The organism is Nonomuraea roseola (genome assembly GCF_039535395.1).
Classification (GTDB): Bacteria; Actinomycetota; Actinomycetes; order Streptosporangiales; family Streptosporangiaceae; genus Nonomuraea; species Nonomuraea roseola.
In genome coordinates, this window is the sequence record NZ_BAAAXC010000012.1 from 595,597 (window position 1) to 621,983 (window position 26,387).

Genomic DNA, 26,387 nt, shown 5'->3' on the forward strand with positions numbered 1-26,387 from the left:
TGGCACCATTTCCCGAAACGTGGGGAGTGATCATGGCGGGGATCGTCGGTGTGCACGGCATCGGCAAGTACAACTACTACCTCCAGTCCGGCAGGTCAGTGGAGGGCGCGGCGGAGGCGATGCGGGTCAAGTGGAACCGCTATCTCGGGGCAGGTCTCGGGGGCGAGCCTGGCGCCTGCTTCGCCGAGGTGGCCTACTACGCCCATCACCTCAACGACCACGGCAAGGTCAGGCGGGTCGAGGAGATGCGCGCCGCCGAGGAGCGGGTCTTCGTCGAGTGGGCCAGGCAGCTCGGGGTGGGGGAGAGCTTCACCGGCGCCCTGAAGGCGCTCGCCGGATGGCTGCTGGCCAGGCTCGACACCAGGGCGGCGGCCTTCGCCGCGCTGTTCTGCCCCGAGGTGGCGGCCTACCTCACCGACGAGGCCAGGCGCGAGCGCTGCCGCCAGGACGTGGCCGAGGTGCTGAGGCGGCGCGCCCCGCGCGTGGTGGTCGCGCACTCCCTGGGCAGCGTCGTCGCCTACGAGACCCTGCACGCCAACCCCGACATCGAGGTGGACCGGCTGATCACCCTCGGCAGCCCGCTCGGCATGCGCAACGTGGTCTTCGAGCGGCTCTATCCCGCTCCCGCGGACGGCAGGGGAGAGCGGCCCAAGGGCGTGAAGCGCTGGGTCAACATCGCCGACAGGCACGACATCGCCGCCATCCCTCCCGGGCTCGGCGGCTGCTTCACGGGCGTGGACGCCGAGGCGCTGGTCGACCTCGACTGGCTCGACTTCCACACCGTGGAGAAGTACCTCGGCTGCGGAGCACTGAACGCGCACCTACGGCCATTCCTGGCATAGTGACGCGGGTGGAAAATGCCTTTCAAGTGGATCTGCGTGGTGTCGTCGACCTGCTGAGCCGCCACCTCTACTCCAGTCCCCGCGTCTACGTGCGAGAACTGCTGCAGAACGCGGCCGACGCCATCACCGCACGCGGGGAGGGCGAGGGCCGGATCGCGATCGAGGTGGGCGAGGGCGGCCCCGCGGGTCTCGTGCGCGTGCACGACAACGGGATCGGCCTGACCGAGGCAGAGGTGCACACGCTGCTGGCCACGATCGGCCGCTCCTCCAAGCGCGACGAGCTCGGCTTCGCCAGGCACGAGTTCCTCGGCCAGTTCGGCATCGGGCTGCTGTCGGGCTTCCTGGTGGCCGACGAGATCCACGTCGAGACCAGGTCGGTGACCGGCACCCCCACCGTGAGCTGGATCGGCAGGTCCGACGGCACCTACTCGGTGGCCGCCGCGGCCACCGAGCGCGAGGAGCCGGGCACGACCGTCACGCTGAAGGCACGCAGGGACGCCGCCGAATGGGTCGACGAGCGCACCGTCACCGAGCTGGCCGCGCTGTACGGCTCGCTGCTGCCCGGCAGGGTGAGCGTGAACGGCGTCGCCACCACCGTCGATGGCCCGCCGTGGCTGGCCGCGCACGAGACCCCCGACGCGCGCAGGGCCGCGCTGCTGGAGTACGGCAGGCAGCTGTTCGGGTTCACCCCCTTCGACGTCATCGACCTGGACGTGGCGGAGGCCGGACTCACCGGCGTGGCTTTCGTCCTGCCCAGCCCCGCCAACCCGACCGCGCGCGCCACCCACCGCGTCTACCTCAAGCGCATGCTGCTCACCGAGCGCGCCGAGGGCGTGCTGCCCGACTGGGCCTTCTTCGCCCGCTGTGTGCTGGACGCCGGAGAGCTGCGCCCGACCGCGAGCCGCGAGGCGCTCTACGAGGACGACCTGCTGGAGCACACCCGCGACCAGCTCGGCCGCCAGCTGCGCGAGTGGCTGGTCAGGCTGGCCGAGACCGACCCCGCCAGGCTGCGCGCCTTCCTGCGCCTGCACCACCTCGGCGTCAAGGCCCTGGCCCTGCACGACGACGACATGCTGCGCCTGGTCGACAGGTGGCTGGAGTTTGAGACCAGCGACGGCCCCATGACGCTCGCCCAGTTCAGGACCCGCCACCCGAAGGGCCGCTTCACCTCGAGCGTGGACGAGTTCCGCCAGCTGTCGGCCGTGTCGGGCGCGCAGGGCGTCGGCCTGGTCAACGGCGGCTACGTCTACGACAGCGACATCATGCAGCGCCTGCGCCGAATCGACCCAGACGCGGGTCTCGACCGCCTCGACCCGGGCGAGCTGGCCACCCACCTCGGCCCCGTGGACCCCGGCGCCGACCTGGCGGCCAGGCCGTTCATCACTGCGGCCGCCCGCGCGCTCGACCCGCTCGGCTGCGAGCTGGTCCTGCGCGACTTCGACCCCGCCTCGCTGCCCGCCCTCTACCTGACCAGCCGCGCCGCCGAGCACCAGGCCGAGCTGCGCGAGGCCCGCGAGGCCGCCGACGACCTGTGGGCCGACGTGCTGGGCGCGATGGAGCGCACGGTCGCCGCCGAGCGCCCCCGCCTGGTGCTCAACCACCGCAACCCGCTGGTGCGGCGCGTGGTCCTGCTCAAGGACCTGTCGCTGGCCGCCACCGCCGTGGAGGCGCTGTACGGCATGGCGCTCCTGCACGGCCACCACCCCCTGCGCGCCGCCGACACCGCCGCCCTGAACCGTTCGTTCCTCGGCCTGCTCGACTGGGCCGTCCTCGGCAAGGAGTGACCATGGCCGACGTGGAAGAGATGCTGGACCAGGCCCGTGAGATGCCGTACGGCGAGGCCAGGTCGATCCTGCTCGAACAGGCGCTCAAGGCCGCCGCCCACGACAGGGAGCTGGCCTTCGAGGTGCGGCTGGAGCTGACCGAGGCCTACCAGTACGGCGCCGAGCCAGCCAAGTCCTTCGCCACCTTCTCCCGCAGCGTCGCCGAGTACGACGCCGACCCCGGGCGCTGGTCGGACTGGCACACCTACAGCCTGCTGTGGCAGTTCAAGTGGATCGCCAGCGACATGCGCCGCTTCCCCGAGATCCCGCTCCAGCGCGCCTACGACGCGCTGGAGGAGATGGAGCGCCGCTACACCCAGGCGGGCTACGGCTCGCACGCCATCCACACCCAGCGCACCTACGTCGCCGAGCACATCGGCGACAGGGCCGCCGCCGACGAGTGGTTCCACAGGTGGCAGACCACCCCGCGCGACGACATGTCCGACTGCGAGGGCTGCGACCCCAGCGGCAAGGTCTGGCACCTGGCCTGGATGGGCCGCGACGAGGAGGCCATCGAGCTGGCCGCGCCCGTCGTCGCGGGGCACCTGACCTGCCACGTCCAGCCGCAGGGGATCCTGAGCAACCTGCTGCTGCCGTACGTGCGGACCGGCAGGCTCGAGGCCGCGGCGGCGGCGCACCTGCGCGCCTACCGGCTGGTCCAGGGCGACGCCAACTACGTCGACGACTTCGGCGACCACATGGAGTTCTGCGCGCTCACCGGCAACGAGACGCGCGGCCTGGAGATCCTCCAGCGCGAGCTGCCGCTGCTCGACCGCTCGCCCACGCCCAGCGACCGCATGCACTTCGCCGGCTGCGCCGCGCTGCTGCTGCGCCGCCTCGAGGACCTCGGACACGGCGGGCTGACCGTCCGCCGCGACGGGAGCGACGTGCCGCTGGACCGGCTGCGGGCCGAGCTCGAGAGCGACGCGCGCGACCTGGCCGCCCGCTTCGACGCCCGCAACGGCACCGGCGAGCAGACCCGCAGGCTGGAGGCGCGCCTGGCGGCCGAGCCGCTGGTGGAGCACCTGCCGCTGACCCCGCACGCCCGCAGGGTGGCCATCCCCGTCACCCAGCCGGTCGCGCCGCCCCCCCGCCGCGAGCCCCGCCGAGCTGCTCGACCTGGCCGAGGAGGCCTGGCGGCGCAGCGACCTCGACGCCGCCTTCGCCGCGTGGGAGCGCTACGACGCCGTCGGCGGCGAGGCGAACGGGCGGCGCACGGACGCGCTCGGGCTGGCGGCCGTCCTGCAGGGCGAGCAGGAGGAGGCCGTGCGGCTGTGGGAGCGCGCGGCCGAGCTGCACGGGCAGGCGGGCGACGAGGCGCGGCGGCAGACCACGCTCGGCAGGATCGGCCTGCTCACCCAGGACCTGGCGCTGGTGGAGGAGACCCACCGGTGGCTGCTCGCGCACGGCGACGAGAGCAGGCGCAGCGGCTCGCTGTCCCGCCTGGCCCAGGCCTACGCGGGGGCCGGCAGGACCGAGGACGCGGTCGCCGCGCTCCGGGGCGCGAAGGAGGGCACGCTGCTGTCACTGCTGGCCCAGCTGCAGGCCGACGAGCCCGTCGCGGTCGAGACGGCCCGCGAGGCCCGGCAGGCGCTGAGGGCCGAGAGCGACGTCCTGACCCTCGCCAAGACCGCGCTGCTGCACGGCCGGCTCATCCAGCGGCACGGTGGCGACCTGGAGGAACTGCTCGGCGCCTTCGGCGAGGTGCTGGCCGTCGCGCCGCGCTCGGAGGCGGGGCTGCGCGCCGTCGCGCACGCCTCCAGGGGCGAGGTGCTGGTCATGGTGGACCGCGCCGCAGAGGCGGCCGAGGACCTCATCGAGGCCGTGGCCCTGTTCACCGCGCTCGGCAGCCCTGACAGCGCCGCGCTCGCCAGGGTGGACCTGGCCACCGCCTACCTCGCCACCGGCAGGCCGATGGACGCCGCGGTCACCGCCGAGGAGGCCATGGCGCTGCTCGACCCCGACGATCTGGACAACAGGACGGCCGTCCAGTGGGCCCGCGCCAACGCGCTCGGCCTGCTCGACGACCACGAGGGCGCGCTGGCCGACTTCACCGCCCTGATCCCGCTCTACAAGGAGCCGATGCAGGCCGCCAGAGCCGCCGACTCGGCCGCCAGGGTCCTGGACAGGCTCGACCGCGACGCCGAGGCCGCCGAGGCCTTCGCCACCGCCGCCGGGTACTACGAGGCGGCGGGCAGCCCGGGGGACAGGGGCCGCATGCTGCGCCGTCACGCCCTCTCGCTGCACTGGGCGGGGGAGAGCGAGCGGGCGCTGGAGGCGGGCGAGCAGGCTCGCCCGCTGCTGGAGGACGAGCCTTTCGAACTGGCCACGCTCGCCTACGACCAGGCTCGCGTGCTGCAGGCGCTCGACCGCAATCCCGAGGCGGTGGCCCGCGCCCGCGAGGCCCTTGAGCAGTTCACCGCGCTCGGCGACTCCGACGCCGCCGAGACCGCGAAGGAGCTGCTGGGCTGGCTGGAGGACTGATGTTCATCTCCGATTGACTCGGCTGTCATGGCCGGGTCAGCGGAGCAGGACATACCTGGGGCGTGGAACGCAGAACCTTCCTCGCCGCGACGGCCGCCTCCTTCCTCCTTCCGCCCTCCCGATCCCTGGCAGGCGACCCCTTCACGCTGGGGGTCGCCTCGGGAGACCCCTCCACGGACGGCTTCGTGCTGTGGACCCGCCTCGCGCTCGACCCGCTCAGCGGGGACGGCAGGGGCGGCATGCCCTCCCGCTCCCTCGACGTCGACTGGCAGATCTCCACCGACGAGCGCTTCTCCAAGGTCGTCAGGTCCGGCACGGCCACCGCCTCGCCCGGCGCCGCGCACAGCGTGCACGTCGAGGCCAAGGGGCTGGAGCCCGGCAGGGAGTACTTCTACCGCTTCAAGAGCGAGGGCAGGCTGTCGCGCGCGGGCCGTACCAGGACCACACCCGTCGGCGCGCAGCCGCTCACCTTCGTCGTGGCCGCCTGCGCCCACTACGAGCACGGCTACTACACCGCCTACCGCCGCCTCGCCGAGCAGGAGCCCGACCTGGTCGTGCACCTGGGCGACTACATGTACGAGTACGGCCCGAGCGGCTACACCGCGCTGGCTGGCAGGGTCCGCACGCACACCCCGGGCAAGTGCGCCACGCTGGCCGACTACCGGCTGCGCCACGCGCAGTACAAGAGCGACCGCGACCTGCAGAAGGCGCACGCCGTCGCCCCCTGGCTCGTCGCCTTCGACGACCACGAGCTGGAGAACAACTGGGCGGGACCGGTCTCGAGCACAGGCGCTCCCGGCTTCGCCCGCCGCCGCGCGGCCGCCTTCCGCGCCTACTACGAGAACATGCCGCTGCGCAGGGCCAGCCTCCAGGGCGCGGTGCTGCGGGTGAACAGACGCGTCTCATGGGGCACGCTCGCCCGTTTCCACCTGCTCGACACCCGTCAGTTCCGCGACGACCAGGCCTGCATGGACGGCGTGCGCGCCTCCTGCGACGAACGCCTGTCGGCCCGCCGCACGCTCCTCGGCGACGACCAGCGCCGCTGGCTGTCGGAGGGCCTGCGCTCCTCCACCACCCGGTGGAACCTGCTCGGCCAGCAGATCATGATGGCCCAGCGCGACTACAAGGTCGGCCCTGGACGCGAGGTCAACCTCGACTCGTGGGACGGCTACGCCCCCGAGCGGACCAGGCTGCTCGGCTGGCTCCAGGAGACCTCCAACCCCGTCGTCCTGACCGGCGACGCCCACATGCACCACGACGCCGAGCTCAAGCTCGACTTCGACGACCCCTCCTCGCCCGTGGTCGCCCGCGAGCTGGTCGCCTCGTCCATCGCCAGCGACGGCGACGGCTACCGCGACAAGGCGTGGATCGCCGAGGCGCTGGCGGAGAACCCGCACATCTCCTACATCGACCAGCGCCGCGGCTACCTGGCCGCCAGGCTCACCTCCACCGAGCTGTCCGTCGACTTCCGCACCCTCGACTACATCTCCCGCAAGGGCGCCCCCGCGAAGACCACCAAGACCGTCACCATCCAGGCCGCCGCTTCGGGCGGATAAAACACGTTGCGGGGGGCTTGTGGGCACCCGATACCTTTCGGCGGTGACCTTCCCCCTCTCTGACACCGAAGAGCAGTACGACGCCGTCCGCAGGGACGAGGTCGCGCTGCGGCCGGGCGTCGAGGCGCTGCTCGCCTCGCTCGGCCACACCGGCGACGTCCAGCGGTTCGACGGCGGCTCGCTGCCCGTCTACGCCGTGGGCGAGGAGCTGGTGCTCAAGCTCTACCCGCCGGTCTACGCCGAGGAGACGGGCCTGGAGAGCGGCGTCCTCGAAGCCGTCCACGGGCGCCTTCCCGTGGCCACCCCCGGCGTCGAGGCGGTGGGCGAGTACGACCGCTGGGGCTACGTGCTCATGGAGCGCCTGAAGGGCGCCGAGCTGAAGGACGTGTGGCCGTCCCTCGACCCGGCCGCCAGGCACGACCTCGCCGCGCAGCTGGGCGAGGTGTTCGCCGCGCTGCACGACCTGCCGATCCCCGACGTCGAGGGGCTGAGGTTCGACGACTGGGACGCCTTCGTCAAGGAGCAGAAGGCCAACGCGGTCGAGCAGCAGCGCGCCAGGAAGCTCGGCGAGGAGTGGCTCGAGCAGATCCCCGCCTTCCTCGACGGTGTGACCCTTCCCGCCGGCGAGCCCGTGCTGCTGCACACCGAGTCGATGCCCGACCACTTCCTGATCGGCGACGACGGCCGGCTGTCCGGCCTGTTCGACTTCGAACCCGCCCTGCGCGGCGCCTGGCAGTACGAGTTCGTCGCCCCGGCCGTCTTCTTCACCGGCGAGGGGGTGCTCGCCAGGATCCTCGGCTCGTACGGCAAGCCGCTCGACCCCCGCACGATCATGGCGTACACGCTGCTGCACGAGTACAGTCACCTGCCCTGGTACATGCGGGTGCTGCCCGATTCCAAGGCCACCACCCTGGACGATCTCGCCCACGACTGGTGGGATTGATCCCCATGAACTGGGTGCTGTTCGACTACGGAAACGTCCTGTCCCTCCCCCAGCCGCACTCCGACGTCGAGGCCATGGCCCAGGCCACGGGCCTCGACCTGCCCGCCTTCAGGCAGGGCTACTGGAAGCACCGCCTCGAGTTCGACAGGGGCACGCTCAGCCCCCAGGAGTACTGGTCGCTGGCGCTCGGACGTCAGGCGGGCGAGCAGGAGGTCGACGGGCTCGTCGAGCTCGACGTGGCCAGCTGGTCGCACGCCAACGAGGGCACGGTCGCGGTCATGCGGCGGCTGCCGCGCGTGGCGCTGCTGTCCAACGCGCCGGTCTGCATCGCCGACGGCATCGACCGCCTGCCGTGGATGGCAGGGATCGAGCCGCGCTTCTACAGCGGCAGGATGGGCATGGTGAAGCCCGACAGGGAGATCTACCTCGCCGTCCTGGAGGGGCTCGGGGCCGAGCCAGGCGAGGTGACGTTCGTCGACGACCGGCTGGAGAACATCGAGGCCGCCGAGCACGCGGGCCTGGTCGGCGTCCACTTCCGCGACCCGTCCGACCTGGAGCCGCTGCTGCGCTGACCCCGCTCAGCCGCTCAGCCGAAGGCGTAGCCGTACAGGCCGTGGCCGCTGGCGAGCCTGCGCGCCTTGGCGGGGCGCAGGCCCGCCGACGAGCCGGGCACCAGCGTGACCACTCCCCGCCCCGGCGCGGCCACGACCAGGCCGTGGACGGGGCGGCGCACCGACAGCGTGCGGTAGCGGCCGACCGAGGGCAGCGCGGCCAGCGAGGCGCCGAAGTCGCGGCCGCTGCCCTTGATCAGCAGGTCGCGGTGCCTGCTCAGCCCGCCTCGCCTGCCGCCCGCCAGCACCTGCACCGCGTTCTCGCCCGGCACGCCCACCGCCAGCTCGGCGTCGCCGTCGCCGTTGAAGTCGCCGGCGGCCAGCGCCGCGCCGAACCTGTCGGAGTAGCGCGGCGTCCCCTTGAGCAGCCGCTGCGTCCACGCCTCCCAGCGTCCGGTGCCGTAGCGGACGTGCACCATGCCGTCGCCGTAGTCCATGGCGCGCTGGTTGGCGCTCAGCCCTTCACCCGGCACGCCGATCGCCAGGTCGTCGCGGCCGTCGGCGTCGAAGTCGGCGGCGGCCAGCGAGCCGCCGAAGGCGTCCCACTTCTCCGCGGCGCCCTTCACCCCCTGACTCGACTGCGTGTACTGGACGTTCCTGCGGGTGCGCGGGTTCACCACCGTCACCGAGCCCTGACCGTCGAAGCGGACGGTGTCGGCGGGCGCGCCGATCGCGATCTCGTCCTTGCCGTCGCCGTCGAAGTCGCCGGTGGTCAGCGCCGCGCCGAACTGGTCGGTGACCGCGCCCCGCTGGCGCAGGCCCTTCTGGGTGAGCTGGTAGCGCGCGCGGCCCTTGAAGCCGTGGACGACGACCGCGCCCCCGCCGCCCATCGCGGGAGCGCCGATGACCAGCTCGTCGTCGGCGTCGCCGTCGAGGTCGCCTGCCGCCAGCGCCGCGCCGTACCGGTCGGAGCCGCGCCTGGAGGGCGACAGCTGCCTGCCCGCGGTGAGCCCGCCCGGCGAACCGTGGAAGAGCTGGACGGCGCCGTTGCCGTCGGCGCCGGGAACCGGCGCGCCGAAGAACTCCTCCGACACCCCGACCGCGAGGTCGCCGCAGCCGTCGCCGTCGAAGTCGCCCGCCGCGAGCGCCGAGCCGAAGGAGTCGCCGTTCTCGGGGTCGCCCGGAACGCCGGGCGTGGCCTGGGAGAGGCGCTCCTTGCGGCCCGAGCCGTACATGATCGTGACCGCGCCCGCGCGGGCGTGACCGTCCACGCTGTCGTACGGCGCGGCGATCGCCAGGTCGGCCAGCCCGTCGCCGTCGAAGTCGGAGGGGCGCCCCGCGCACTCCTTCACCGAGGCGGCGGCGGGGGAGGTCGTCGAGGGCAGCGGCAGCAGGGGCAGGGCGAGGCAGGCGGCGGCGAGCAGGGCGGTACGAGAGACGTCCATGCTGGGATGGTCCCCAGGCCCGTAGAACCCGGCCTTAACGCCCAGGGAACGTGCCAGGATAGACGGGTGGACATCGACCTCGCGGACCTGGACTTCTGGCGCAGACCACTCAAGGAACGGCACGAGGCGTTCGCCAGGCTCAGGCAGGCCGACCTGCCCGTCTTCTTCCCCGAGAAGAAGGTCCCGCTGCTGCGTTCGGGCACCGGCTTCTACGCCCTGGTCCGCCACGCCGACGTCGTCGAGGCCAGCCGCAACGCCAAGGTCTTCTCCAGCGAGCCCGCCGTCACCAACCCCGAGCCGCCCGGCTGGGTCAAGCACGTGTTCGGCGAGTCGATGGTCAACATGGACGACCCCCGCCACGCCAGGCTGCGGCGCATCGTCTCGCGCGCCTTCAGCCCCAAGATGCTGCAGGGCCTGCAGGCCGACATCGAGAAGGCCTGCGCGCGCATCGTCGACGACGTGATCGCCAAGGGTCCTGGCGACTTCGTCTCCCAGGTGGCCGCGCGCCTGCCCATCCACGTCATCTGCGACATGATGGGCATCCCCGAGAGCATGCGGGCCAAGGTGCACGAGCACGTCGACGCCTCCACCGCCTACAGCGGCGTACGGCCCAGCCTGCTGCAGAGCGCCAGGCTGGCGGGCAAGAACGTGGTGGCGCTGCTGGCCCTGCAGCGCATGGTCATCCAACTGGGCCACGAACGGGTCGCCGAGCCGGGCAAGGACCTCGTCTCCGCCCTGGTCACCGCCAACCCCGACGGGGAGAAGCTGACCGACAAGGAGCTGGGCTCCTTCTTCGCGCTGCTGCTGGTGGCGGGCAACGAGACCGCCCGCAACACGATGGCCCACGGCATCAAGCTGCTCACCGACCACCCCGCCCAGCGCGAGCTGCTGATGTCCGACTTCGACGGCCACGTCAACGGCGCCATCGAGGAGATGGTCAGGCACGTCTCGCCGATCATCCAGTTCCGCAGAACCGTCACCGAGGACTACGCGCTGCGCGGCCTCGAGCTGAAGAAGGGCGACCGCGTGGTCCTCTTCTACGGCTCGGCCAACCGCGACGAGGAGGTCTTCCCCGACGCCGACGCCTTCGACATCACCCGCGACACCAAGCCGCACGTCGGCTTCGGCGGCCCCGGCCCGCACTTCTGCCTCGGGGCCAACCTGGCCAGGCAGGAGATGCGGACGATGTTCCGCGAGCTGCTGACCAGGCTGCCCGACATCAGGTCCGTGGGCGAGCCCGAGCTGCTGGTGTCCAACTTCGACAACAGCGTGCGCAGTCAGTCCTTCACCTTCTGAGGCGCCAGCACGTTCGTGGTGATGGTGAAGAAGGTGATCAGCGCCGCCACGGCCATCATGCCCGCGCTGATCAGCATGGCCTTGGTGAATCCCCCGTCGAAGCGCGCGGGATCCCCGAGCGCGTCACCGACCAGGCCGACGAAGGGCGGGATCGCCGCCACCGCCAGCAGGCTGCCGGTGCGGGCGACGGCGTTGTTGACGCCGCTGGCCGTACCGGCGTAACGCTCCTGGGCGGTGGCCAGCACGGTCGCGGTCAGCGGCGCGACGGCCGCGGCCAGACCGAGGCCGAAGACCGTGACGGCCGGCAGCACCTGCAGCCAGTAGCTTGACCCCTTGCCGATCGTGCTCATGAGCAGGAACCCGGCGCCCGCAACGAGGATGCCGATCGTCATCGGCAGGCGCGGGCCGTACCGCCTGGCCGTCTCGCCCGCCCGCGCCGACAGCAGCATCATCAGAACCGTCACCGGCAGCAGCGCCGCGCCCGCGGCGACCTCGGAGAAGCCAGCGACCACGATCAGCTGCAGGGTCAGCAGGAAGAAGACCACGCCCATCGCCGCGTACATGATCAGCGTCACCACGTTCACGGCGGTGAACACGTGGTTGTTGAACAGGCTCACAGGCACCAGCGCATCCGGCGACCTGCGGATCTGCACCGCCACGAAGGCGACGGCCAGCACCAGGCCCACGACCAGCGGAATCGGCTGGCCGCTCTCGATCAGACCGTAGGTGATGCCGGCCAGCGCCAGCGCGGCCAGCACCGAGCCGAGCACGTCGAAGCGGCCCACCGCCTGCTCGTCCTTCGACTCGGGCACGTGCCTGAGCGTGGTCAGGACGACGATCGCGGCGAACGGCAGATTGATCAGGAAGGCCCAGCGCCAGCCCGCGGTCTGCACCAGCCAGCCGCCCAGCAGCGGGCCGATCGCGCTGGCCACACCGCCGAGCCCGGACCAGGCGCCCACCGCCCTCGGCCGGTCCTCGCGCACGAAGCTGGCCTGGATGAGCGCCAGCGAACCCGGCGTGAGCAGCGCGCCGCCCACCCCCTGGAGGGCGCGGGCCAGCACCAGCGTCTCGACGTTGGGCGCGGCGCCGCACAGCGCCGAGGCCAGCGCGAACCACACGGTGCCGATCAGGAAGATCTTGCGACGGCCGAAGCGGTCGCCGAGGGAGCCGCCGAGCAGGATGAGCCCCGCGAGAGTGAGGGTGTAGGCGTTGATCGTCCACTGGGCCCCCGCCATGTCGGCGCCGAGCTCCCTGCTCAGGGTCGGAAGCGCGACGTTGACGATCGTGCTGTCGAGCATGGCCAGGCCTGAGCCGAGCACGGTGGCGGCCAGGATCCACCGGCCCTGGGGGGACTTGAGCTGGACTTCCATGATGGCAATCTTGTCGTAGCTCTCTGACAGGACTGGACACCCCCCTTCGAGGAGAGTCGTCCCCTGTGACCATGCACGAGCACCTCCGGTCTTCTCACGGGCTCCGGTCCGCTCTCCCCTCACGAGCCCGGCGGCCGCGCCGCCGCCGGGCCCATAGGAGGCTCGTGTGGGCCCAATATCAACCCCCACCCGTACGTCCCCCGCGAATCGGACCGTTGGTACCGGGGCGGTGTGCAGGCGGGAGCCGGTGCCGCGCGGCTGTACACGAGCAAGAACCGCGTCTACTACAACCGCAACACCGGGCGCTACGAACGCATCTACTGGGTGTGGGGCAGCAACCTCAAGCCCGGTGACGTCGTGTCACTGGACTGGTCGGACGACAACAGGAAGACCTGGCGCTACTGCCACCGCACGATCGCCTCTGGCAAGTCCAGCGTGACGACGCCCGCCATCAACAACTGGGGCTCTCGGTGGTTCCGCGCCTGCTTCAAGCTCAAGGTCTGGGGCTACTGGTCGTGCGATTACTACGACACCTGGTACACCGACTGATCCTGTCTGGACGTGGTGGTCACGAGCGAGGCGGGTGCCCGCCTGCGCGGGGCGGGCTGGATGCGCGGTCCGGTGTACGGCGCGCTCCGGCCCGCTCGCTATTCGCCCTGGCGGGCGCGGTCCTGGGCCCCATCAGGCGCCTGATCGCCGACTAGACTCGCCGTGTGTTCGACTCGCCTGACTTCGATCTGGCGGCCTATGCCGGCTTCGATACGCCGGTGTACGTGCGGCACACGTACAACAGCTGGGACGACGCCGGTTGGCGATCACTACTCGTCCAAGGCTTCGACCACGCGTCCGAGGTTGAGCACCTTGCGCTCCCCGCAGTGTCTGACCTGCATCTTGTGCTCTGCGTAGCCGGGAACGCGGACATGTGGACACATGCCGGTGGGAGACCCGTCCGGCGCCGCTGGGTTCCCGGCCATCTGGAACTCATGGTCCCCGGCCGCGCCAGCTCACTCAGCTACCGGGCGACGTCCGGGTTGAGCACCATCCAGGTCCACCTTCCCTCGCCGACCGTCCAGCAGGTCGCCGGAGCGCTGGGCGGCCGTGAGCCCGACTTCGAAGCGCTGTCGACTGTCCTGCGAGGGGGAGATCCGGTTGTCGAACAGCTCCTCCGCTCGCTGCCGGGCGCCGGCGGCGTCAGCGACCTGTACGCGGAGTCCGCCGCGGCGTTCCTCGCCACGCACCTGCTGACCCACGGCAGGGACGAACGCCTGCCCGGTCCCGAGCACGCCGCCGTCCGGGCGGGCGTCGCCATCATGCGGGAGCGCCTGGCGGAGCCTCTGACGCTGGCCACCATCGCCGCCGAGGTCCATCTGAGCGTGTACCACTTCGTCCGCGTCTTCCGGGAGGCCACCGGCCAGACACCCCACCGGTACCTCACCCGGTTGCGGATCGAGCAGGCGCAGCGGCTGCTGTCCACCAGCTCCCTCAGCATCGAGCAGATCGCCCGGCGGTGCGGGTTCGCCAGTCCAGGCGCGTTGTCGTCGGCCTTCCTGCGCCAGACCGGTGTCCGGCCCTCGGCGTACCGCAAGAACTGATCGATCCTCGGCAATCGCGCGCATGTCCCCGGAAGGCGGCGGAGCCTACGTTTGGGCTCATGCCGTACTCCTATGCCGTGACCGCACGCTCGCAAGCCGATCCTGATGCCGTCTTCGCGGCGCTCACTCACGCGGCCACCTGGCCGGTGTGGTCGCCGATCGGCTCGGCCGATGTCGAGGACGGCGACCCCGTGGGCCGGCAAGAGGTCGGCGACACCAGGATCTTCCGCACCGGCCGTCACGTCGCCCGGGAGCGGATCGTCGAGCTGATCACCGACCGGCGGTTCGTCTACGACAACGTGGGCGGGCCCTTCCGGTCCTACCGTGGGACCATCGATCTCACCCCGGTACCCGGAGGCGGCACCGACATCGCCTGGTCCGCCACCTTTGACCCCAAGCTGCCGCTCTCGGGTGGTTTCTGGCGGTGGTACCTGACCCGTTTCATGCAACGTATGGCAGACGGTCTCGCCGCATACGCCGATGGCGGAACTATGTGATCAGTTCACCTCATGGACGGCGGAGTACCGCACCGACGACGTCGCCGCACCGGGTCCGCGAACTCGCCCCCCGGCGGTGCCGGCCGTTGAAGCCGAGGAAGGTCTCGCCGCCTGGACGGCCGTGGCTCGGCCGCTTCGCCTCGGCGTCCACATCGCCTCCGTCGGGGACATGGAGGTCGGGATGGTTGCGGTTCTTGTCGCGCTTGGGGGCGTCCGTCGGCTGAAGCCAGACCGTCAACGAGCCCCGCGGCGCGTCCGCCCGGCTCGTCATGATGTCTCCCCTCTTCGCGATTCTGGCCCCGCCCTCTATCTGTTTCACCGATCGGCCTCGTCATTCAACCCGGCGGCCTCGCATCGACGCAGCCGCCCGTCCAGGTGCGCGGCGTACTCGATGCGGGCAAGGGCTTGCGCAGGTCCCGCTGCTCGACTCGGGCCCGGCGAGCGCGGTCAGCCAGGTAGGTGTCGAGTGCACGGGAGATCCATCGGGATCTCCCGCCGCTCCAGGCGCGCCCGGGTGGCCAGGCCGCCACCCTTCAGGGCGCCGTCGTGCGACCACCGCGGTGATCAACGAAGGCCCCATATGGTGACAGAGGTCACGTTCGGGCGGAACGCGCCGGGCGGCGGGTGATCGTTAGGGTGGTGGCTGACCGCACCCCCGGGAGACACGGCATTGTTCACCTTCGTCATCCCCGCGCACAACGAAGAGGCCACCGTCGCCGCCATCGTCGGGCAGGCGCGCGCCGCCGCCGGGCCGGGCGACAGGATCCTGGTCGTCGACAGCGCCTCGACCGACGCCACCGCGCGGCGTGCCGCCGCGGCGGGGGCGGAGGTCCTGAGCGGGCCGAAGGGCAAGGGCGCCGCGATGAACGCCGCGATCGATGTGGCTCGCACCGAGTGGGTGTGCTTCCTCGACGCCGACCTGGTCTCCTCGGAGCTCAACGTCGCCGCCGAACTCCGCGCGGCAGCCGCCTCCGGCACCGCAGGGCACGTGGTGGGCGACTACGAATACGACCACCCCGGCACGATCCTCAGCTCCACGTTCACCGTCTACGAGCCGCTGACCGAGAGGTTCTTCCCGGAGACGGGGTTCATGGGGGCGAACGCGCTGACCGGCTACCGGGCGGTGCGCCGGTCGCTGCTCACCGAGCCGCTTCCTGCGGACTTCGGAGTGGAGTCCTTCCTCAACATCACGCTCGCGCTGGCCGGTGCGCGGGTGCAGGTTCGTCATCTGGGTGTCATCGGCAGCCGGTTCCGTCCCACGGGCGGGACGATGGCCCGCGAGATCGGCACGGCCATCCTCGACCTGGCCGAGGCGCACGGCCGTCTCGACAGCGGCGAGCGTGGGGCGTGGGAGGCGTGGCTGGAGGAAGGCGTCGCCGCCATCGCACCGCAGGCGGCCGACGGCGGCAGGTCGGCTACGCTGGCGCGCCTGTTCGCCGCGGTCCGTCGGCCGATGCCGTCCACTCCTGCAGCTCGGCAACCGCGAGAGCGGACCACGGACGGTCGCCACATCACGGGCGTGCTCGCCAGGACGTGTCCCCACTCGATCCGCGTCCATGGCGGCTGACCGGGCCCGATGATCGCACGCTGTCCGGCGGCTCCGACGGTGTCGGCGGAGCCCCGCGACGGCGTAGTACCCGCGAGTTAGCCGGGAGGTTCACGCCCCGGGGCGACGCGCGCTGGGTCGCGCGGCGACCTGCGCCCGCGAAGCGCCTCGCCTGGCTGCCCGTGGTCGCCCTGATCCTGGGGTTTATGACATGGTGTCGTCATCGACTTGACGTGAGCCACCGATTTTGGTGACACTGTGTCATGACCTTCTCCGAGACCCTTCGCGCGGCCACCTGGAGCGACCACGAGTCGGCCGAGGGCGAAAGCTATCTCACCGAGCTGATGGCGGGACGGCTCAGCGCCGAGGAGTACGGCGAGATGGTCGCCCAGCACTACTTCGCCTACCTCGCGCTCGACGGCGCGGCCGAGCGGCTGGCCGAGCACCCCGTCGCAGGGCGCTTCGTCTTCCCCTCGCTGTACCGGCAGCGGGCGCTGGAGCGGGACCTGGCGACGATCTACGGCCCCGCGTGGGAGTCGCGCATCGCGCCGTCCAAGGCGACCAGGACCCTGGTGGCCCGCATCGAGCAGGTCTCCGACTGGCCGGGCGGCTACATCGCCCACCACTACACCCGCTACATGGGAGACCTGTCGGGCGGCCAGTTCATCAGGATGGAGCTGCAGAAGATCTACGGCTACGGCAAGGGCGGCGGCGTCGACTTCTACGTCTTCGACGAGATCGGCTCGCTGCCGCGCTTCAAGAACGAGTATCGCGCCCGCCTCGACGCCCTCGCGCTCGACGAGGCGGAGGGGCAGCGGATCATCCGCGAGGTGCGGCTGGCCTACCAGCTCAACACCGAGGTGCTGGCCGAACTGCTGCACACGGTCAGGTCGGCGGCATAGGCCCATGCCCAGGATCAGCGCCGCCACGATCGGCGAGCACCGCGCCCAGACGCAGGACCGCATCCTGCAGGCGGTCTCGCGGCTGTCGCGCGTGCAGGGCATCGACGCGATCTCGATGACGGACGTGGCGCACGAGGCCGGCATCACCCGCACCGTGCTCTACAACTACTACCCCGACAAGGCGGCGCTGCTGCTCGCCTTCACCGAGCGCGTCACGCACTACTTCATCGAGGCCTACACCGCGCAGCTGCCGCCGTCCGCCTCGCCTTCGGAGCGGCTGCGCGCCTTCGTCAGGCTGCAGCTGGCCGGGCTCGTGGCGCATCCGCATCCCGGCGCCGCGGGGCTCAGCGCCTCCCTCGGCCCCGACGCCTACCAGCAGCTGGCCGACCACGTGGCGCCGATGCAGCGCATCCTGGTCGAGATCCTCGACAGCGGCGCCGCCTCGGCGGACTTCCACCTGCAGGACGTCGCGGCCACGGCACGCATGATCATGGCCGTCATCGGAGCCGAGCGGGAGCCGCTGATCAGCGGGCGGGTGAGCGTGGAGGCGGCCGAGGAGATCGTGTCGGGCTTCGTGCTTCGCGCGCTCGGCAGCGCCTCCTGATCGGGTCGCGCGGCCTCGCTCACTCGCCAGGGCGCACCAGCCCCGTCTCATAGGCGTAGACGATCGCCTGGGCCCTGTCGCGCAGGTCGAGCTTGGTCAGCACCCTGCCCACGTGCGTCTTCACCGTCTGCTCCGCCACCACGAGCTTGGAGGCGATCTCCTGGTTCGACAGCCCCTGGGCGATCAGCGTCATCACCTCGGTCTCCCGCTCGGTCAGCTCGGCCAGCCGCTTCACCGAGGGCGCCCTCGGCCCGCCCAGCCTGGCGAACTCGTGGATCAGCCGCTTGGTGACAGCGGGCGCGATCAGCGCGTCGCCCGCCGCCACCACCCGCACCGCCTCGGCCAGCTGCGCGGCAGAGGCGTCCTTCAGCAGGAACCCGCTGGCGCCCGCGCGCAACGCCTCGTAGACGTAGTCGTCCAGGTCGAACGTGGTGAGGATGAGCACCTTCGTCCGGGCGGAGGCCATCAGCCGCCTGGTGGCCTCCAGCCCGTCCATCACCGGCATCCTGACGTCCATCAGCACCACGTCGGGCGCCAGCTCGGCGACCCTTTCCAGCGCCTCGGCGCCGTTGGCGGCCTCGCCGACCACCTCGATGTCGGGCTGGCTGCTCAGGAAGACGGTGAACCCGGTGCGCACCATGCCCTGGTCGTCGGCGATCAGCACCCTGATCATGACACTCCCTCCAGCGGCAGCATGGCCTTCACCTCGAACCCGCCCCCTTCCACGGGACCCGTCTCCAGCGACCCGCCCAGCAGCGAGGCCCGCTCCCTCATGCCAGCCACATCGGCTGCGGTGCGGCTTCGGTCAGGTTGGTCAGGTCGCTGAAGACGGTGCCGAACAGCGTCCAGGCCAGCAGGAGATCCGCCACCCGCACCAGATCGAGGTGGCCGAAGGGCAGCAGCCCGCGCAGCGGCCTGGGCATCGGAGGGCGCAACCTGCGCGAACGCGCGGGCGCGGGGTCGGCCTCGCCCCTGAAGAGCGCGAGCCTGAAGGGCTGGACGACGGCCGAGATCACCGCAACAGCCTACGAGGCTCTGACCAGGCCCGCATCAACCCTGAGAGTGATCCCTCGGAGGTATCACTTACATCATTACGATCGCTGTGAGCGAACATCAGCAACTTCGGGAACATTGGAGGGCTCTCGTTAATTGAGTCGGTATAACTCAACCCTTTGGAGTTCAGATGAGTGAGAGCTTGATCCTCCCGGTCCTGCCACTCGACGACGAGGTGGTCCTGCCGGGCATGGTGGTCCCTCTGGACCTGTCCGACTCCGAGGTCCGGGCTGCGATCGACGCGGCTCAGGCTTCTGGTCTCAACAAGCCGCGGGTGCTCCTCGTTCCCAGGATCGACGGCCGTTACGGCGCCGTCGGCGTCCAGGCCGTGGTGGAGCAGGTCGGAAGGCTCCCCGGGGGTGAGCCCGCCGCCGTCGTCCGTGGCGTCAACAGGGCCAGGGTCGGCAAGGGCACGACCGGCCCGGGCGCGGCCCTGTGGGTGGAGGTGCTCACGGTCGACCCCGTTCAGGTGGGTGAGCGGGCGCAGGAGCTGGCCAAGGAGTACAAGGCCCTGGCCACGACCATCTTGCAGAAGCGTGGCGCGTGGCAGGTGGTCGACCAGGTCAACCAGATCGACGACCCCTCCGTGCTGGCCGACAGCTCCGGCTACACACCTTGGCTGAGCACCGCGCAGAAGGTGGAGCTGCTGGAGGCCCCCGACCCCGCCGACAGGCTGGCCAAGCTGGTCGAGTGGTCGCGTGAGCACCTGGCCGAGCTGGACGTGGCCGAGACGATCCGCAAGGACGTCCAGGAGGGCATGGAGAAGCAGCAGCGGGAGTTCCTGCTGCGCCAGCAGCTGGCCGCGGTCCGCAAGGAGCTCAAGGAGCTCAACGGCGACACCGAGACCGAGGAGGAGGACTACCGCGCCCGCGTGGAGGCGGCCGACCTCCCCGAGAAGGTGCGTGAGGCCGCGCTCAAGGAGGTCGACAAGCTGGAGCGGACCTCCGACCAGTCGCCCGAGACCGGCTGGATCCGCACGTGGCTCGACACCGTCCTCGACATCCCGTGGAACGAGACGAGCGACGACAACTACGACATCGCGGGTGCCCGTGAGGTGCTCGACGCCGACCACACCGGCCTCGACGACGTGAAGGACCGCGTCATCGAGTACCTGGCCGTGCGCAAGCGCCGCCAGGACAAGGGCCTCGGCGTGGTGGGCGGCCGCCGCAGCGGCGCCGTCCTCGCTCTGGCGGGCCCTCCAGGAGTCGGCAAGACGTCGCTGGGCGAGTCCGTGGCCCGCGCCATGGGCAGGAAGTTCGTCCGCGTCGCCCTCGGCGGCGTGCGCGACGAGGCGGAGATCCGCGGACACCGGCGCACCTACGTCGGCGCGCAGTCCGGACGCATCGTCAGGGCGATCCGCGAGGCGGGCTCGATGAACCCGGTCGTGCTGCTCGACGAGATCGACAAGGTCGGCGCCGACTACCGGGGCGACCCGACGGCCGCCCTGCTCGAGGTCCTCGACCCCGCGCAGAACCACACCTTCCGCGACCACTACCTGGAGGTCGAGCTCGACCTGTCGGACGTGCTCTTCCTCGCGACGGCCAACGTCCTGGAGGCCATCCCTGGGCCGCTGCTCGACCGCATGGAGGTCGTCACCCTCGACGGCTACACCGAGGACGAGAAGGTGGCCATCGCCCGCGACCACCTGCTGCCCAAGCAGCTGGAGCTGGCGGGCCTGACCGCCGAGGAGGTCACGGTGGAGGAGGCGGCGCTGCGCAAGCTGGCCGCCGAGTACACCCGCGAGGCGGGCGTGCGCTCCCTCGAGCGCTCGATCGCCAGGATCCTGCGCAAGGTCACGGCCAAGGACGCGCTGCCGTCCGTCGTCGGCGAGGACAACCTGGTCGACTACCTGGGCAGGCCGCGCTTCGTTCCCGAGGCGTCGCTTCCCGAGTCCAAGCAGCGCACCTCGGTGCCCGGCGTGGCCACCGGCCTCGCGGTGACGGGGGCGGGCGGAGACGTCCTCTACGTCGAGGCGTCGCTGGCCGACCCCGAGACGGGCGAGACGGGGCTGACCCTCACCGGCCAGCTGGGCGACGTGATGAAGGAGTCGGCGCGGATCGCGCTGTCCTACCTGCGCTCGCACGGCGCGGAGCTGGAGCTGCCCGTCACCGCGCTGAAGGACCGCTCGGTGCACGTGCACTTCCCCGCGGGCGCCGTCCCCAAGGACGGGCCCTCGGCGGGTGTCACGCTCACCACGGCCCTGGCCTCGCTGCTGTCAGGACGGCTGGTCCGCAACGACGTGGCGATGACCGGCGAGATCTCCCTCACCGGCAGGGTGCTGCCCATCGGCGGCGTCAAGCAGAAGCTGCTGGCGGCGCACAGGGCGGGCATCACCACCGTGCTCATCCCCGCCCGCAACGAGCCCGACCTGGACGACCTGCCCAAGGAGGTCCGCGACGAGCTGACCATCCACGCGGTGAGCGACGTGCGCGAGGTCCTCGACATCGCGCTCGCCCCCGCGAAGGTGGCGCAGCCGGCCGCCGCGTGACCGCGGCCGTCTGACCGTCACCCCGAAGCCGCCCCGCCGTCACCGTACGGCGGGGCGGCTTCTTCACGCGCGGCGGCCTCGATCAGGCGATCCGCGTCCTCTTGCGGGCCTCGGCGAGCACGCTGACCACGGCCTCGAGGTCGGCGGGGCCCGTTCGATGGCTGGTCACGCACAGGCGGATGGCGGGACGCCCCGCGAGCCTGACCGTGCTGAGCCACGCGGCGCCGCTCCTGACCACGTGATCGGCGACGGCGGCGTGCCAGGCGGCGCTGCGCTCATGGCCTCCCGTCTCGGCCTCGGGAGCCGTCACGCAGACGACGGGCAGAGGGGTGTCGTTGATGCGCGACCAGCCGTCCTCGGCGAGACGGCGCGCGAGCATCTCTCCGAGCCGCACGTCCCTCTCGAGCTGCGCGGCGTAGGCATGCCTGCCCGCGACGGCGAGGGCCAGGAAGACCTTCAGGCCGGCGAAGCGGCGTGACCACTGCACGCTGGTGGCGTAGGGGTCGGGAGCGTCCTCGGTCTCGGCGGGCATGTACGAGGTCGTCGCGTGGAAGCTCTCCGAGAGAGCCGCCGGATGCGAGGTGAGGAACATGCCCGCGCCCATCGGCGCCGACAGCCATTTGTGCGCGTCCACCGTGACGCTGTCGGCCAGCTCCACCCCTGCCAGCAGCGGGCGCAGCGTGTCGGACAGCGCGACCGCTCCCGCCCACGCGGCGTCGACGTGGAAGTGCAGGTTCCACTCCCGCGCCAGGGCGGCCAGCTCGCGCAGCGGGTCGAGCGCGCCTCCTGCCGTCGTGCCCGCCGTACCGACCAGGAGGAAGGGTCGCAGGCCGGCCGCCACGTCGGCCGCGCGCATCTCGCGCAGCCTGGCCGTGTCCATGCGGTGCGCCGCGTCGGCGGGCACCAGCCGTACGGCGTCGCGGCCCAGCCCCGTCATGTGCGCGATCTTGAGCCAGGCCAGGTGGCTCTCGGCGGAGGCGTACAGCACGGGTCGTCCGGGCAGGCCGGAGAGTCCCGACCTCGGATAGGTGGCGAACCCGCGGGTCATGGCGACGACGACCGCCGTCAGATTGGCCTCGGCGCCGCCCACCGTGAAGGCGCCCTCCGTGGTGGCGGGCAGGCCGAGCCTTTCGGCCATGAAGCGCAGCACGTGCCGCTCCATCTCGACGGCGGCGGGCGCGTGGCTGTAGGCGGCCAGCTGGGGATTGACCCCGGCGGCGACCAGCTCGCCCGCCACGCCCCACCAGGTGGGGGTGGGGTTGAACAGGCCGAAGTAGCGGGGGTGCGTCGTGTGCACCCCCCAGCGGCGCAGCGCCTCCATCACCTCGGGCAGCGCTTCGGCGGATGGTCTCGCCACCTCGAAGTCCTGGCCCGCCAGCCATTCGCGCAGCCACGCGGTGCCGGGCTCCGGCGGCGCCACCGGGCCCTCGGCCACCTCCTTCGCGTGCCGTACGACCAGGTCCACCGCGGCCGTCAGCAGCCTGGCCCCTTCTTCCTCGCCCACGTCGAGCGGTCCCGCATGGTTCATGACACCACTGTCGCCGGGGTGCCTCCCGGCTACTAGTGGCGAAAATGTCGTGTTCCACAAGATTTGAGCCATTAGATTGGCGGCATGGCCAGGATCCGCGTGGTCGTCCCTGTGCTGGACGAGTGTCCGCTGTTCGAGCTCGCCGTCCCCTGTGAGGTCTTCGGCAGGGACCGCCGCGACCTGACCCCCGACTGGTACGACCTCGCGCTCTGCCAGAGCACCGACCACGAGCCGAAGTCGCTCAACGGGCTGTCGCTGCGCGCGCCCCACGGGCTGGAGGCGATGCGCTCGGCCGACCTCGTCGTGGTGCCCGCCTGCGCGGACGCCTCCTACCGCCCGCCCGAGGCGCTGCTGAGCGCGCTGGTCGAGGCGCACGAGAGGGGCGCGCGGATCGCCGCCGTGTGCTCGGGCGCCTTCGTCCTGGCCGCCGCCGGCCTGCTCGACGGCCGTGAAGCCGCCACGCACTGGATGCACGCCGACGAGCTGCAGCGGCGCTACCCGAGGGTCGACGTCAATCCGCGTGCCCTGTTCGTCGACGAAGGCGACGTCCTCACCAGCGCGGGCACCGCGGCGGGCATCGACCTGTGCCTGCACATCGTCCGCCGTGACTTCGGCGCGGCCGTGGCGGCGGAGGTCGGCCGCAGGATGGTCGTCGCGCCGCAGCGGGAGGGCGACCAGGCGCAGTACGTGTCGCCCGACCTGCCGGGCCCGGCCCAGGACAGGGGGCTCGGCCCTGTGCTGGGGTGGGCGCTCGAGCGGCTGCACGAGCCCGTCACCATCCCGCAGCTGGCCGAGCAGGCCAGGATGAGCACCAGGACCTTCACCCGCCGCTTCCGCCAGGAGACGGGCCTGACCCCCATCGGGTGGCTCACACGGCAGCGCCTGGACAGGGCGCGCGAGCTCCTGGAGACCACGCGGCTGCCCGTCGACGCCGTGGCCGAGCGTTCGGGCTTCAGCACGGGCAACGGCCTGCGCCAGCACTTCACGAAGGTCCTCGGCACCACGCCCTCCGCCTACCGCCGCGCCTTCCGGAGTGTCGGCGACATGGAATGACGGGTGAGGCTCGGCCTTCAGGGGGCGGCCTCGAGTGAGCCACTTCACATCGTGGCCAGGGAATACCCCCTCGGACGACGTCGTTGGCCTCGGTGTGAACGAGATGCGAATGCGCATGTGTACGGGCTGTCAGGCCCGCCGGTAGCGCACCCTTCCCACCCTCTCGTTCAAAGGCATTCCGATGATCCGACCCAGCTTCGTGCTGCGCCGCCTGAGTCACCTGCCGTTTCACCCAGGCACCCGCTGACGCTTCCCCCGCGTTGACTGTCCATTACCGACTCCGTTGTGGGGAAATTCGTGATTCAGGCTTCTGGCCTGCGCAAGTCGTACGGGAGCACCGTCGCGCTGGACGGTGTCGACCTGGACGTGCGTCAGGGTGAGATCTTCGGCGTGCTCGGCCAGAGCGGCGCCGGCAAGAGCACGCTGCTGCGCTGCGTCAACCTTCTGGAACGCCCCGACCAGGGCACCGTGACGGTGGCGGGCCAGGAGATGACCGCGCTCGGCGAGCGCGAGCTGCGCGCCGCCAGGCAGCGGATCGGTATGATCCACCAGCACTTCGCCCTGCTGTCGTCGCGCACGGTCGCGGGCAACGTGGCCTTCCCCCTCGAAGTCATGGGCGTGGCCAGGAGCGAGCGCGCGGCCAGGGTGGCCGAGCTGCTCGACCTGGTCGGCATCGCCGACAAGGCCGACGCCCACCCCGGGCAGCTGTCAGGCGGCCAGAAGCAGCGGGTCGGCATCGCCAGGGCGCTGGCGGGCAACCCCTCGGTGCTGCTCGCCGACGAGGCCACCTCGGCGCTCGACCCCGGTACGACCGCCTCGATCCTCGCCCTGCTCAAGCGGCTCAACACCGAGCTCGGCCTGACCATCCTGCTGATCACGCACGAGATGAACGTCGTCAAGAGCGTGTGCGACTCGGTGGCCATCATGACCGGAGGGCACATCGAGGAGTCGGGCCCGATCAGGCAGCTCCTGACGACGCCTGGCTCGCGCCTGGCGGCCGAGCTGTTCCCCCTGCCGGCTCCGGCCAGGGGCGACGTCACGATCACCTTCACCGGCGCGGCGGAAGAGCCGGTCATCTCCCAGCTCGTGCGGAAGTTCGACGTGGACGTCAACATCCTCGGCGGCGCGCTGGAGGAGGTGGCCGGCGGCTCGGTCGGCCGCCTGCGGGTCTCGCTGGACGGCGCCGAGTCCACGGCAGCCCTCACCTACCTGCGCGAGCGCGGCCTGATCGTGGAGGTGGCCGCATGACCTGGCAGGAGATGGTCCCGCTGCTGGGGCAGGCGACGTGGGAGACGGTCCTGATGGTCGTCTGGTCCACGCTGTTCACCGTCCTGTTCGGGCTGCCGCTCGGCGTCGCGCTGGTCGGCACCTCGCGTGACGGCCTGTTCCCCTCGCGGGTGGCCAACCAGCTGCTCAGCCTCATCGTCAACATCGGCAGGTCGCTGCCGTTCATCATCCTGATGATCGCGGTGATCCCCTTCACCCGCCTGCTCGTGGGCACCACGATCGGGCTCTACGCCGCCATCGTGCCGCTGACCATCGGCGCGGTGCCGTTCTTCGCCAGGCTGGTGGAGATCGCGCTGCGCGGGGTCAGCCTCGACGTGGTCCAGGCCGCGCACGCCATGGGCGTCAGCCGGCTGTCCATCGTGACCAAGGTGCTGCTGCCCGAGGCCAGGGCGGCGCTGGTCGCGGGGGTTACCGTCACCGTCATCACGCTGGTCTCGTACTCCGCCATGGCAGGGGTGATCGGCGCGGGCGGCCTGGGCGACCTGGCCATCCGCTACGGCTACCAGCGGTTCGAGACGCCGCTCATGATCGCGACCTGCGTGGTCATCATCATCCTCGTCCAACTGGCACAGACCCTCGGCGACGCCTTCGCCGACCGTCTGGCCAAGCGATAACTGGAGAATCACTATGCGTAAGTTGTTTGGTGTTGTCACCGCAGCCTTCCTAGCGCTTGTTCTGGCAGCCTGCGGATCGTCCTCGGCCGGTACGGCCGACGACACGCTCAAGGTGGGCGCCACCCCCACGCCCCACGGCGAGATCCTGAAGTACATCTCGGACAACCTGGCCGCCAAGGAGGGACTGAAGCTGGAGATCGTCGAGTTCAGCGACTACGTGCCGCTCAACCCGCAGCTCCAGGAGGGCCAGCTGGACGCCAACTACTTCCAGCACCAGCCCTACCTCGGTGACTTCAACAAGGAGAAGGGCGCCAAGCTCACCTGGGTGGAGAGCGCGCACCTGGAGCCGCTGGGCCTCTACTCCAGCAAGGTGAAGGACGTCGCCTCGATCGCCTCCGGCGCCAGCGTGGCCGTGCCCAACGACGCCACCAACCTCGGCCGCGCGCTGAAGCTGCTGGCCGACAACGGCGTGATCACCCTCAAGGAGGGCGTCGGCACCGCCGCCACCGAGCGCGACGTCACCGCCAACCCGAAGAACATCGCCTTCAAGCCGCTCGACGCCGCCCAGCTGCCCCGCTCGCTCGAGGACGTGGACGCCGCCGTCATCAACGGCAACTACGCGCTGGAGGCCAAGCTCAACCCGGCCACCGACGCGCTCGTGGTCGAGAAGGCCGAGGGCAACCCGTACGCCAACGGCCTGGTCGTCCAGGACGGCAAGCAGAACGACCCGCTGGTGCAGAAGCTGGCCAAGCTGCTCAAGTCCCCGGAGGTCAAGAAGTACATTGAGGACACCTACAAGGGTGCCGTCATCCCAGCCTGAATTTTTCCTGTGAAAGATCGGGAATATCCACTTATCTGATATTTAGGGCCCGGCCAGGCGTTTCAAGTGGATTGTAAGCATTCGGCAATCGCC

25 protein-coding genes are annotated in these 26,387 nt (G+C 71.1%); 19 read left to right on the plus strand and 6 right to left on the minus strand.

The genetic code is table 11. The annotated features are described in order from the left end of the window. Positions 1 to 32: 32 nt before the first annotated feature. The 7 genes from ABFX55_RS14925 to ABFX55_RS14955 all read left to right on the plus strand — a co-directional run bounded on the left by ABFX55_RS14925 (position 33) and on the right by ABFX55_RS14955 (position 8,220). A complete protein-coding gene (locus ABFX55_RS14925; protein ID WP_346121386.1) occupies positions 33 to 842 on the plus strand; it encodes a lipase family protein in 810 nt (269 codons plus the stop codon). An 8-nt stretch (positions 843 to 850) separates the two neighbouring features. Beyond that, complete coding sequence (locus ABFX55_RS14930) at positions 851 to 2,626, plus strand: HSP90 family protein (protein ID WP_346121387.1); 1,776 nt, start codon at positions 851 to 853, stop codon at positions 2,624 to 2,626. A gap of 2 nt (positions 2,627 to 2,628) precedes the next feature. Next, complete coding sequence (locus ABFX55_RS14935) at positions 2,629 to 4,521, plus strand: hypothetical protein (protein ID WP_346121389.1); 1,893 nt, start codon at positions 2,629 to 2,631, stop codon at positions 4,519 to 4,521. Further along, positions 4,445 to 5,149: a hypothetical protein gene (locus ABFX55_RS14940; protein WP_346121391.1), complete on the plus strand. Its 705-nt coding sequence runs from the start codon at positions 4,445 to 4,447 to the stop codon at positions 5,147 to 5,149. The genes ABFX55_RS14935 and ABFX55_RS14940 overlap by 77 nt, the downstream gene beginning before the upstream one ends. A 62-nt stretch (positions 5,150 to 5,211) precedes the next feature. Further along, entirely contained in the window at positions 5,212 to 6,705 is a 1,494-nt protein-coding gene (locus tag ABFX55_RS14945) for an alkaline phosphatase D family protein (protein ID WP_346121393.1), read from the plus strand. Between the two features lie 43 nt (positions 6,706 to 6,748). Continuing rightward, entirely contained in the window at positions 6,749 to 7,648 is a 900-nt protein-coding gene (locus ABFX55_RS14950) for a phosphotransferase family protein (protein WP_346121395.1), read from the plus strand. Positions 7,649 to 7,653: 5 nt separating this feature from the next. Next, entirely contained in the window at positions 7,654 to 8,220 is a 567-nt protein-coding gene (locus ABFX55_RS14955; RefSeq protein ID WP_346121397.1) for an HAD family hydrolase, read from the plus strand. 14 nt (positions 8,221 to 8,234) lie between these two features. Here the strand turns inward: ABFX55_RS14955 and ABFX55_RS14960 are convergent, their stop codons facing one another. Next, positions 8,235 to 9,644 carry an FG-GAP-like repeat-containing protein gene (locus ABFX55_RS14960; protein ID WP_346121399.1) on the minus strand — a complete coding sequence of 470 codons (1,410 nt, stop codon included), beginning with the start codon at positions 9,642 to 9,644 and terminating at the stop codon, positions 8,235 to 8,237. Positions 9,645 to 9,710: 66 nt separating this feature from the next. Between ABFX55_RS14960 and ABFX55_RS14965 the strand changes: the two genes are divergently transcribed. Further along, positions 9,711 to 10,940 carry a cytochrome P450 gene (locus ABFX55_RS14965; RefSeq protein ID WP_346121401.1) on the plus strand — a complete coding sequence of 410 codons (1,230 nt, stop codon included), beginning with the start codon at positions 9,711 to 9,713 and terminating at the stop codon, positions 10,938 to 10,940. Here the strand turns inward: ABFX55_RS14965 and ABFX55_RS14970 are convergent. Continuing rightward, positions 10,922 to 12,310 (minus strand): MFS transporter, encoded by a 1,389-nt coding sequence (locus tag ABFX55_RS14970; RefSeq protein ID WP_346121403.1) that lies wholly within the window; start codon positions 12,308 to 12,310, stop codon positions 10,922 to 10,924. The genes ABFX55_RS14965 and ABFX55_RS14970 overlap by 19 nt on opposite strands. Before the next feature lie 231 nt (positions 12,311 to 12,541). Here ABFX55_RS14970 and ABFX55_RS14975 point away from each other — a divergent pair, with 231 nt between their 5' ends. From ABFX55_RS14975 to ABFX55_RS14985, 3 genes are all read left to right on the plus strand, one after another. After that, the gene (locus ABFX55_RS14975) at positions 12,542 to 12,859 is read left to right on the plus strand and encodes a hypothetical protein (RefSeq protein WP_346121405.1); all 318 of its coding nucleotides are present in this window, start codon (positions 12,542 to 12,544) and stop codon (positions 12,857 to 12,859) included. Positions 12,860 to 13,341: 482 nt separating this feature from the next. Then, the gene (locus ABFX55_RS14980) at positions 13,342 to 13,902 is read left to right on the plus strand and encodes a helix-turn-helix domain-containing protein (RefSeq protein ID WP_346121407.1); all 561 of its coding nucleotides are present in this window, start codon (positions 13,342 to 13,344) and stop codon (positions 13,900 to 13,902) included. Positions 13,903 to 13,979: 77 nt separating this feature from the next. Beyond that, the gene (locus ABFX55_RS14985; protein WP_346121409.1) at positions 13,980 to 14,399 is read left to right on the plus strand and encodes an SRPBCC family protein; all 420 of its coding nucleotides are present in this window, start codon (positions 13,980 to 13,982) and stop codon (positions 14,397 to 14,399) included. Positions 14,400 to 14,409: 10 nt separating this feature from the next. On the opposite strand, the gene ABFX55_RS14990 is transcribed toward ABFX55_RS14985, so the two are convergent. Next, positions 14,410 to 14,670 (minus strand): hypothetical protein, encoded by a 261-nt coding sequence (locus ABFX55_RS14990; protein WP_346121411.1) that lies wholly within the window; start codon positions 14,668 to 14,670, stop codon positions 14,410 to 14,412. Between the two features lie 399 nt (positions 14,671 to 15,069). Here ABFX55_RS14990 and ABFX55_RS14995 point away from each other — a divergent pair, with 399 nt between their 5' ends. The 3 genes from ABFX55_RS14995 to ABFX55_RS15005 all read left to right on the plus strand — a co-directional run bounded on the left by ABFX55_RS14995 (position 15,070) and on the right by ABFX55_RS15005 (position 17,451). After that, the gene (locus ABFX55_RS14995) at positions 15,070 to 15,966 is read left to right on the plus strand and encodes a glycosyltransferase family 2 protein (RefSeq protein ID WP_346121412.1); all 897 of its coding nucleotides are present in this window, start codon (positions 15,070 to 15,072) and stop codon (positions 15,964 to 15,966) included. Between the two features lie 242 nt (positions 15,967 to 16,208). After that, a complete protein-coding gene (locus tag ABFX55_RS15000; protein ID WP_346121414.1) occupies positions 16,209 to 16,847 on the plus strand; it encodes a biliverdin-producing heme oxygenase in 639 nt (212 codons plus the stop codon). Between the two features lie 4 nt (positions 16,848 to 16,851). Continuing rightward, complete coding sequence (locus ABFX55_RS15005) at positions 16,852 to 17,451, plus strand: TetR/AcrR family transcriptional regulator (protein WP_346121415.1); 600 nt, start codon at positions 16,852 to 16,854, stop codon at positions 17,449 to 17,451. A 19-nt stretch (positions 17,452 to 17,470) separates the two neighbouring features. Here the strand turns inward: ABFX55_RS15005 and ABFX55_RS15010 are convergent, their stop codons facing one another. Together ABFX55_RS15010 and ABFX55_RS15015 are read right to left on the minus strand one after the other, a co-directional pair. Then, the gene (locus ABFX55_RS15010) at positions 17,471 to 18,124 is read right to left on the minus strand and encodes a response regulator (protein WP_346121417.1); all 654 of its coding nucleotides are present in this window, start codon (positions 18,122 to 18,124) and stop codon (positions 17,471 to 17,473) included. A 97-nt stretch (positions 18,125 to 18,221) separates the two neighbouring features. Continuing rightward, positions 18,222 to 18,467, minus strand: a complete 246-nt coding sequence (locus ABFX55_RS15015) for a hypothetical protein (protein WP_346121419.1) — start codon at positions 18,465 to 18,467, stop codon at positions 18,222 to 18,224. 167 nt (positions 18,468 to 18,634) lie between these two features. On the opposite strand from ABFX55_RS15015, the gene lon reads away from it, so the two are divergent. Continuing rightward, a complete protein-coding gene (gene lon / locus ABFX55_RS15020) occupies positions 18,635 to 20,992 on the plus strand; it encodes an endopeptidase La (protein WP_346121420.1) in 2,358 nt (785 codons plus the stop codon). Positions 20,993 to 21,074: 82 nt separating this feature from the next. Here the strand turns inward: lon and ABFX55_RS15025 are convergent, their stop codons facing one another. Further along, positions 21,075 to 22,520 carry a pyridoxal phosphate-dependent decarboxylase family protein gene (locus ABFX55_RS15025; protein WP_346121422.1) on the minus strand — a complete coding sequence of 482 codons (1,446 nt, stop codon included), beginning with the start codon at positions 22,518 to 22,520 and terminating at the stop codon, positions 21,075 to 21,077. Positions 22,521 to 22,604: 84 nt separating this feature from the next. Between ABFX55_RS15025 and ABFX55_RS15030 the strand changes: the two genes are divergently transcribed. The 4 genes from ABFX55_RS15030 to ABFX55_RS15045 all read left to right on the plus strand — a co-directional run bounded on the left by ABFX55_RS15030 (position 22,605) and on the right by ABFX55_RS15045 (position 26,294). Next, complete coding sequence (locus ABFX55_RS15030; protein WP_346121424.1) at positions 22,605 to 23,573, plus strand: GlxA family transcriptional regulator; 969 nt, start codon at positions 22,605 to 22,607, stop codon at positions 23,571 to 23,573. A gap of 297 nt (positions 23,574 to 23,870) precedes the next feature. After that, complete coding sequence (locus ABFX55_RS15035; RefSeq protein ID WP_346121426.1) at positions 23,871 to 24,821, plus strand: methionine ABC transporter ATP-binding protein; 951 nt, start codon at positions 23,871 to 23,873, stop codon at positions 24,819 to 24,821. Further along, entirely contained in the window at positions 24,818 to 25,474 is a 657-nt protein-coding gene (locus ABFX55_RS15040; RefSeq protein WP_379479222.1) for a methionine ABC transporter permease, read from the plus strand. Before ABFX55_RS15035 ends, ABFX55_RS15040 begins: the two co-directional genes overlap by 4 nt. 13 nt (positions 25,475 to 25,487) lie before the next feature. Next, a complete protein-coding gene (locus ABFX55_RS15045) occupies positions 25,488 to 26,294 on the plus strand; it encodes a MetQ/NlpA family ABC transporter substrate-binding protein (protein WP_346121427.1) in 807 nt (268 codons plus the stop codon). The last annotated feature ends 93 nt before the right edge of the window (positions 26,295 to 26,387 follow it).

Excerpts from the sequence above, each read along its gene's own strand:
- ABFX55_RS14990 (WP_346121411.1), bottom strand. The coding sequence starts at position 14,670 with ATGACGAGCCGGGCGGACGCGCCGCGGGGCTCGTTGACGGTCTGGCTT.
- ABFX55_RS14960 (WP_346121399.1), bottom strand. The coding sequence starts at position 9,644 with ATGGACGTCTCTCGTACCGCCCTGCTCGCCGCCGCCTGCCTCGCCCTG.
- ABFX55_RS15040 (WP_379479222.1), top strand. The coding sequence starts at position 24,818 with ATGACCTGGCAGGAGATGGTCCCGCTGCTGGGGCAGGCGACGTGGGAG.
- ABFX55_RS15045 (WP_346121427.1), top strand. The coding sequence starts at position 25,488 with ATGCGTAAGTTGTTTGGTGTTGTCACCGCAGCCTTCCTAGCGCTTGTT.
- ABFX55_RS14970 (WP_346121403.1), bottom strand. The coding sequence starts at position 12,310 with ATGGAAGTCCAGCTCAAGTCCCCCCAGGGCCGGTGGATCCTGGCCGCC.
- ABFX55_RS14935 (WP_346121389.1), top strand. The coding sequence starts at position 2,629 with ATGGCCGACGTGGAAGAGATGCTGGACCAGGCCCGTGAGATGCCGTAC.
- lon (WP_346121420.1), top strand. The coding sequence starts at position 18,635 with ATGAGTGAGAGCTTGATCCTCCCGGTCCTGCCACTCGACGACGAGGTG.
- ABFX55_RS15030 (WP_346121424.1), top strand. The coding sequence starts at position 22,605 with ATGGCCAGGATCCGCGTGGTCGTCCCTGTGCTGGACGAGTGTCCGCTG.
- ABFX55_RS15010 (WP_346121417.1), bottom strand. The coding sequence starts at position 18,124 with ATGATCAGGGTGCTGATCGCCGACGACCAGGGCATGGTGCGCACCGGG.
- ABFX55_RS15005 (WP_346121415.1), top strand. The coding sequence starts at position 16,852 with ATGCCCAGGATCAGCGCCGCCACGATCGGCGAGCACCGCGCCCAGACG.
- ABFX55_RS14955 (WP_346121397.1), top strand. The coding sequence starts at position 7,654 with ATGAACTGGGTGCTGTTCGACTACGGAAACGTCCTGTCCCTCCCCCAG.
- ABFX55_RS15025 (WP_346121422.1), bottom strand. The coding sequence starts at position 22,520 with ATGAACCATGCGGGACCGCTCGACGTGGGCGAGGAAGAAGGGGCCAGG.
- ABFX55_RS15000 (WP_346121414.1), top strand. The coding sequence starts at position 16,209 with ATGACCTTCTCCGAGACCCTTCGCGCGGCCACCTGGAGCGACCACGAG.
- ABFX55_RS14925 (WP_346121386.1), top strand. The coding sequence starts at position 33 with ATGGCGGGGATCGTCGGTGTGCACGGCATCGGCAAGTACAACTACTAC.
- ABFX55_RS14940 (WP_346121391.1), top strand. The coding sequence starts at position 4,445 with ATGGTGGACCGCGCCGCAGAGGCGGCCGAGGACCTCATCGAGGCCGTG.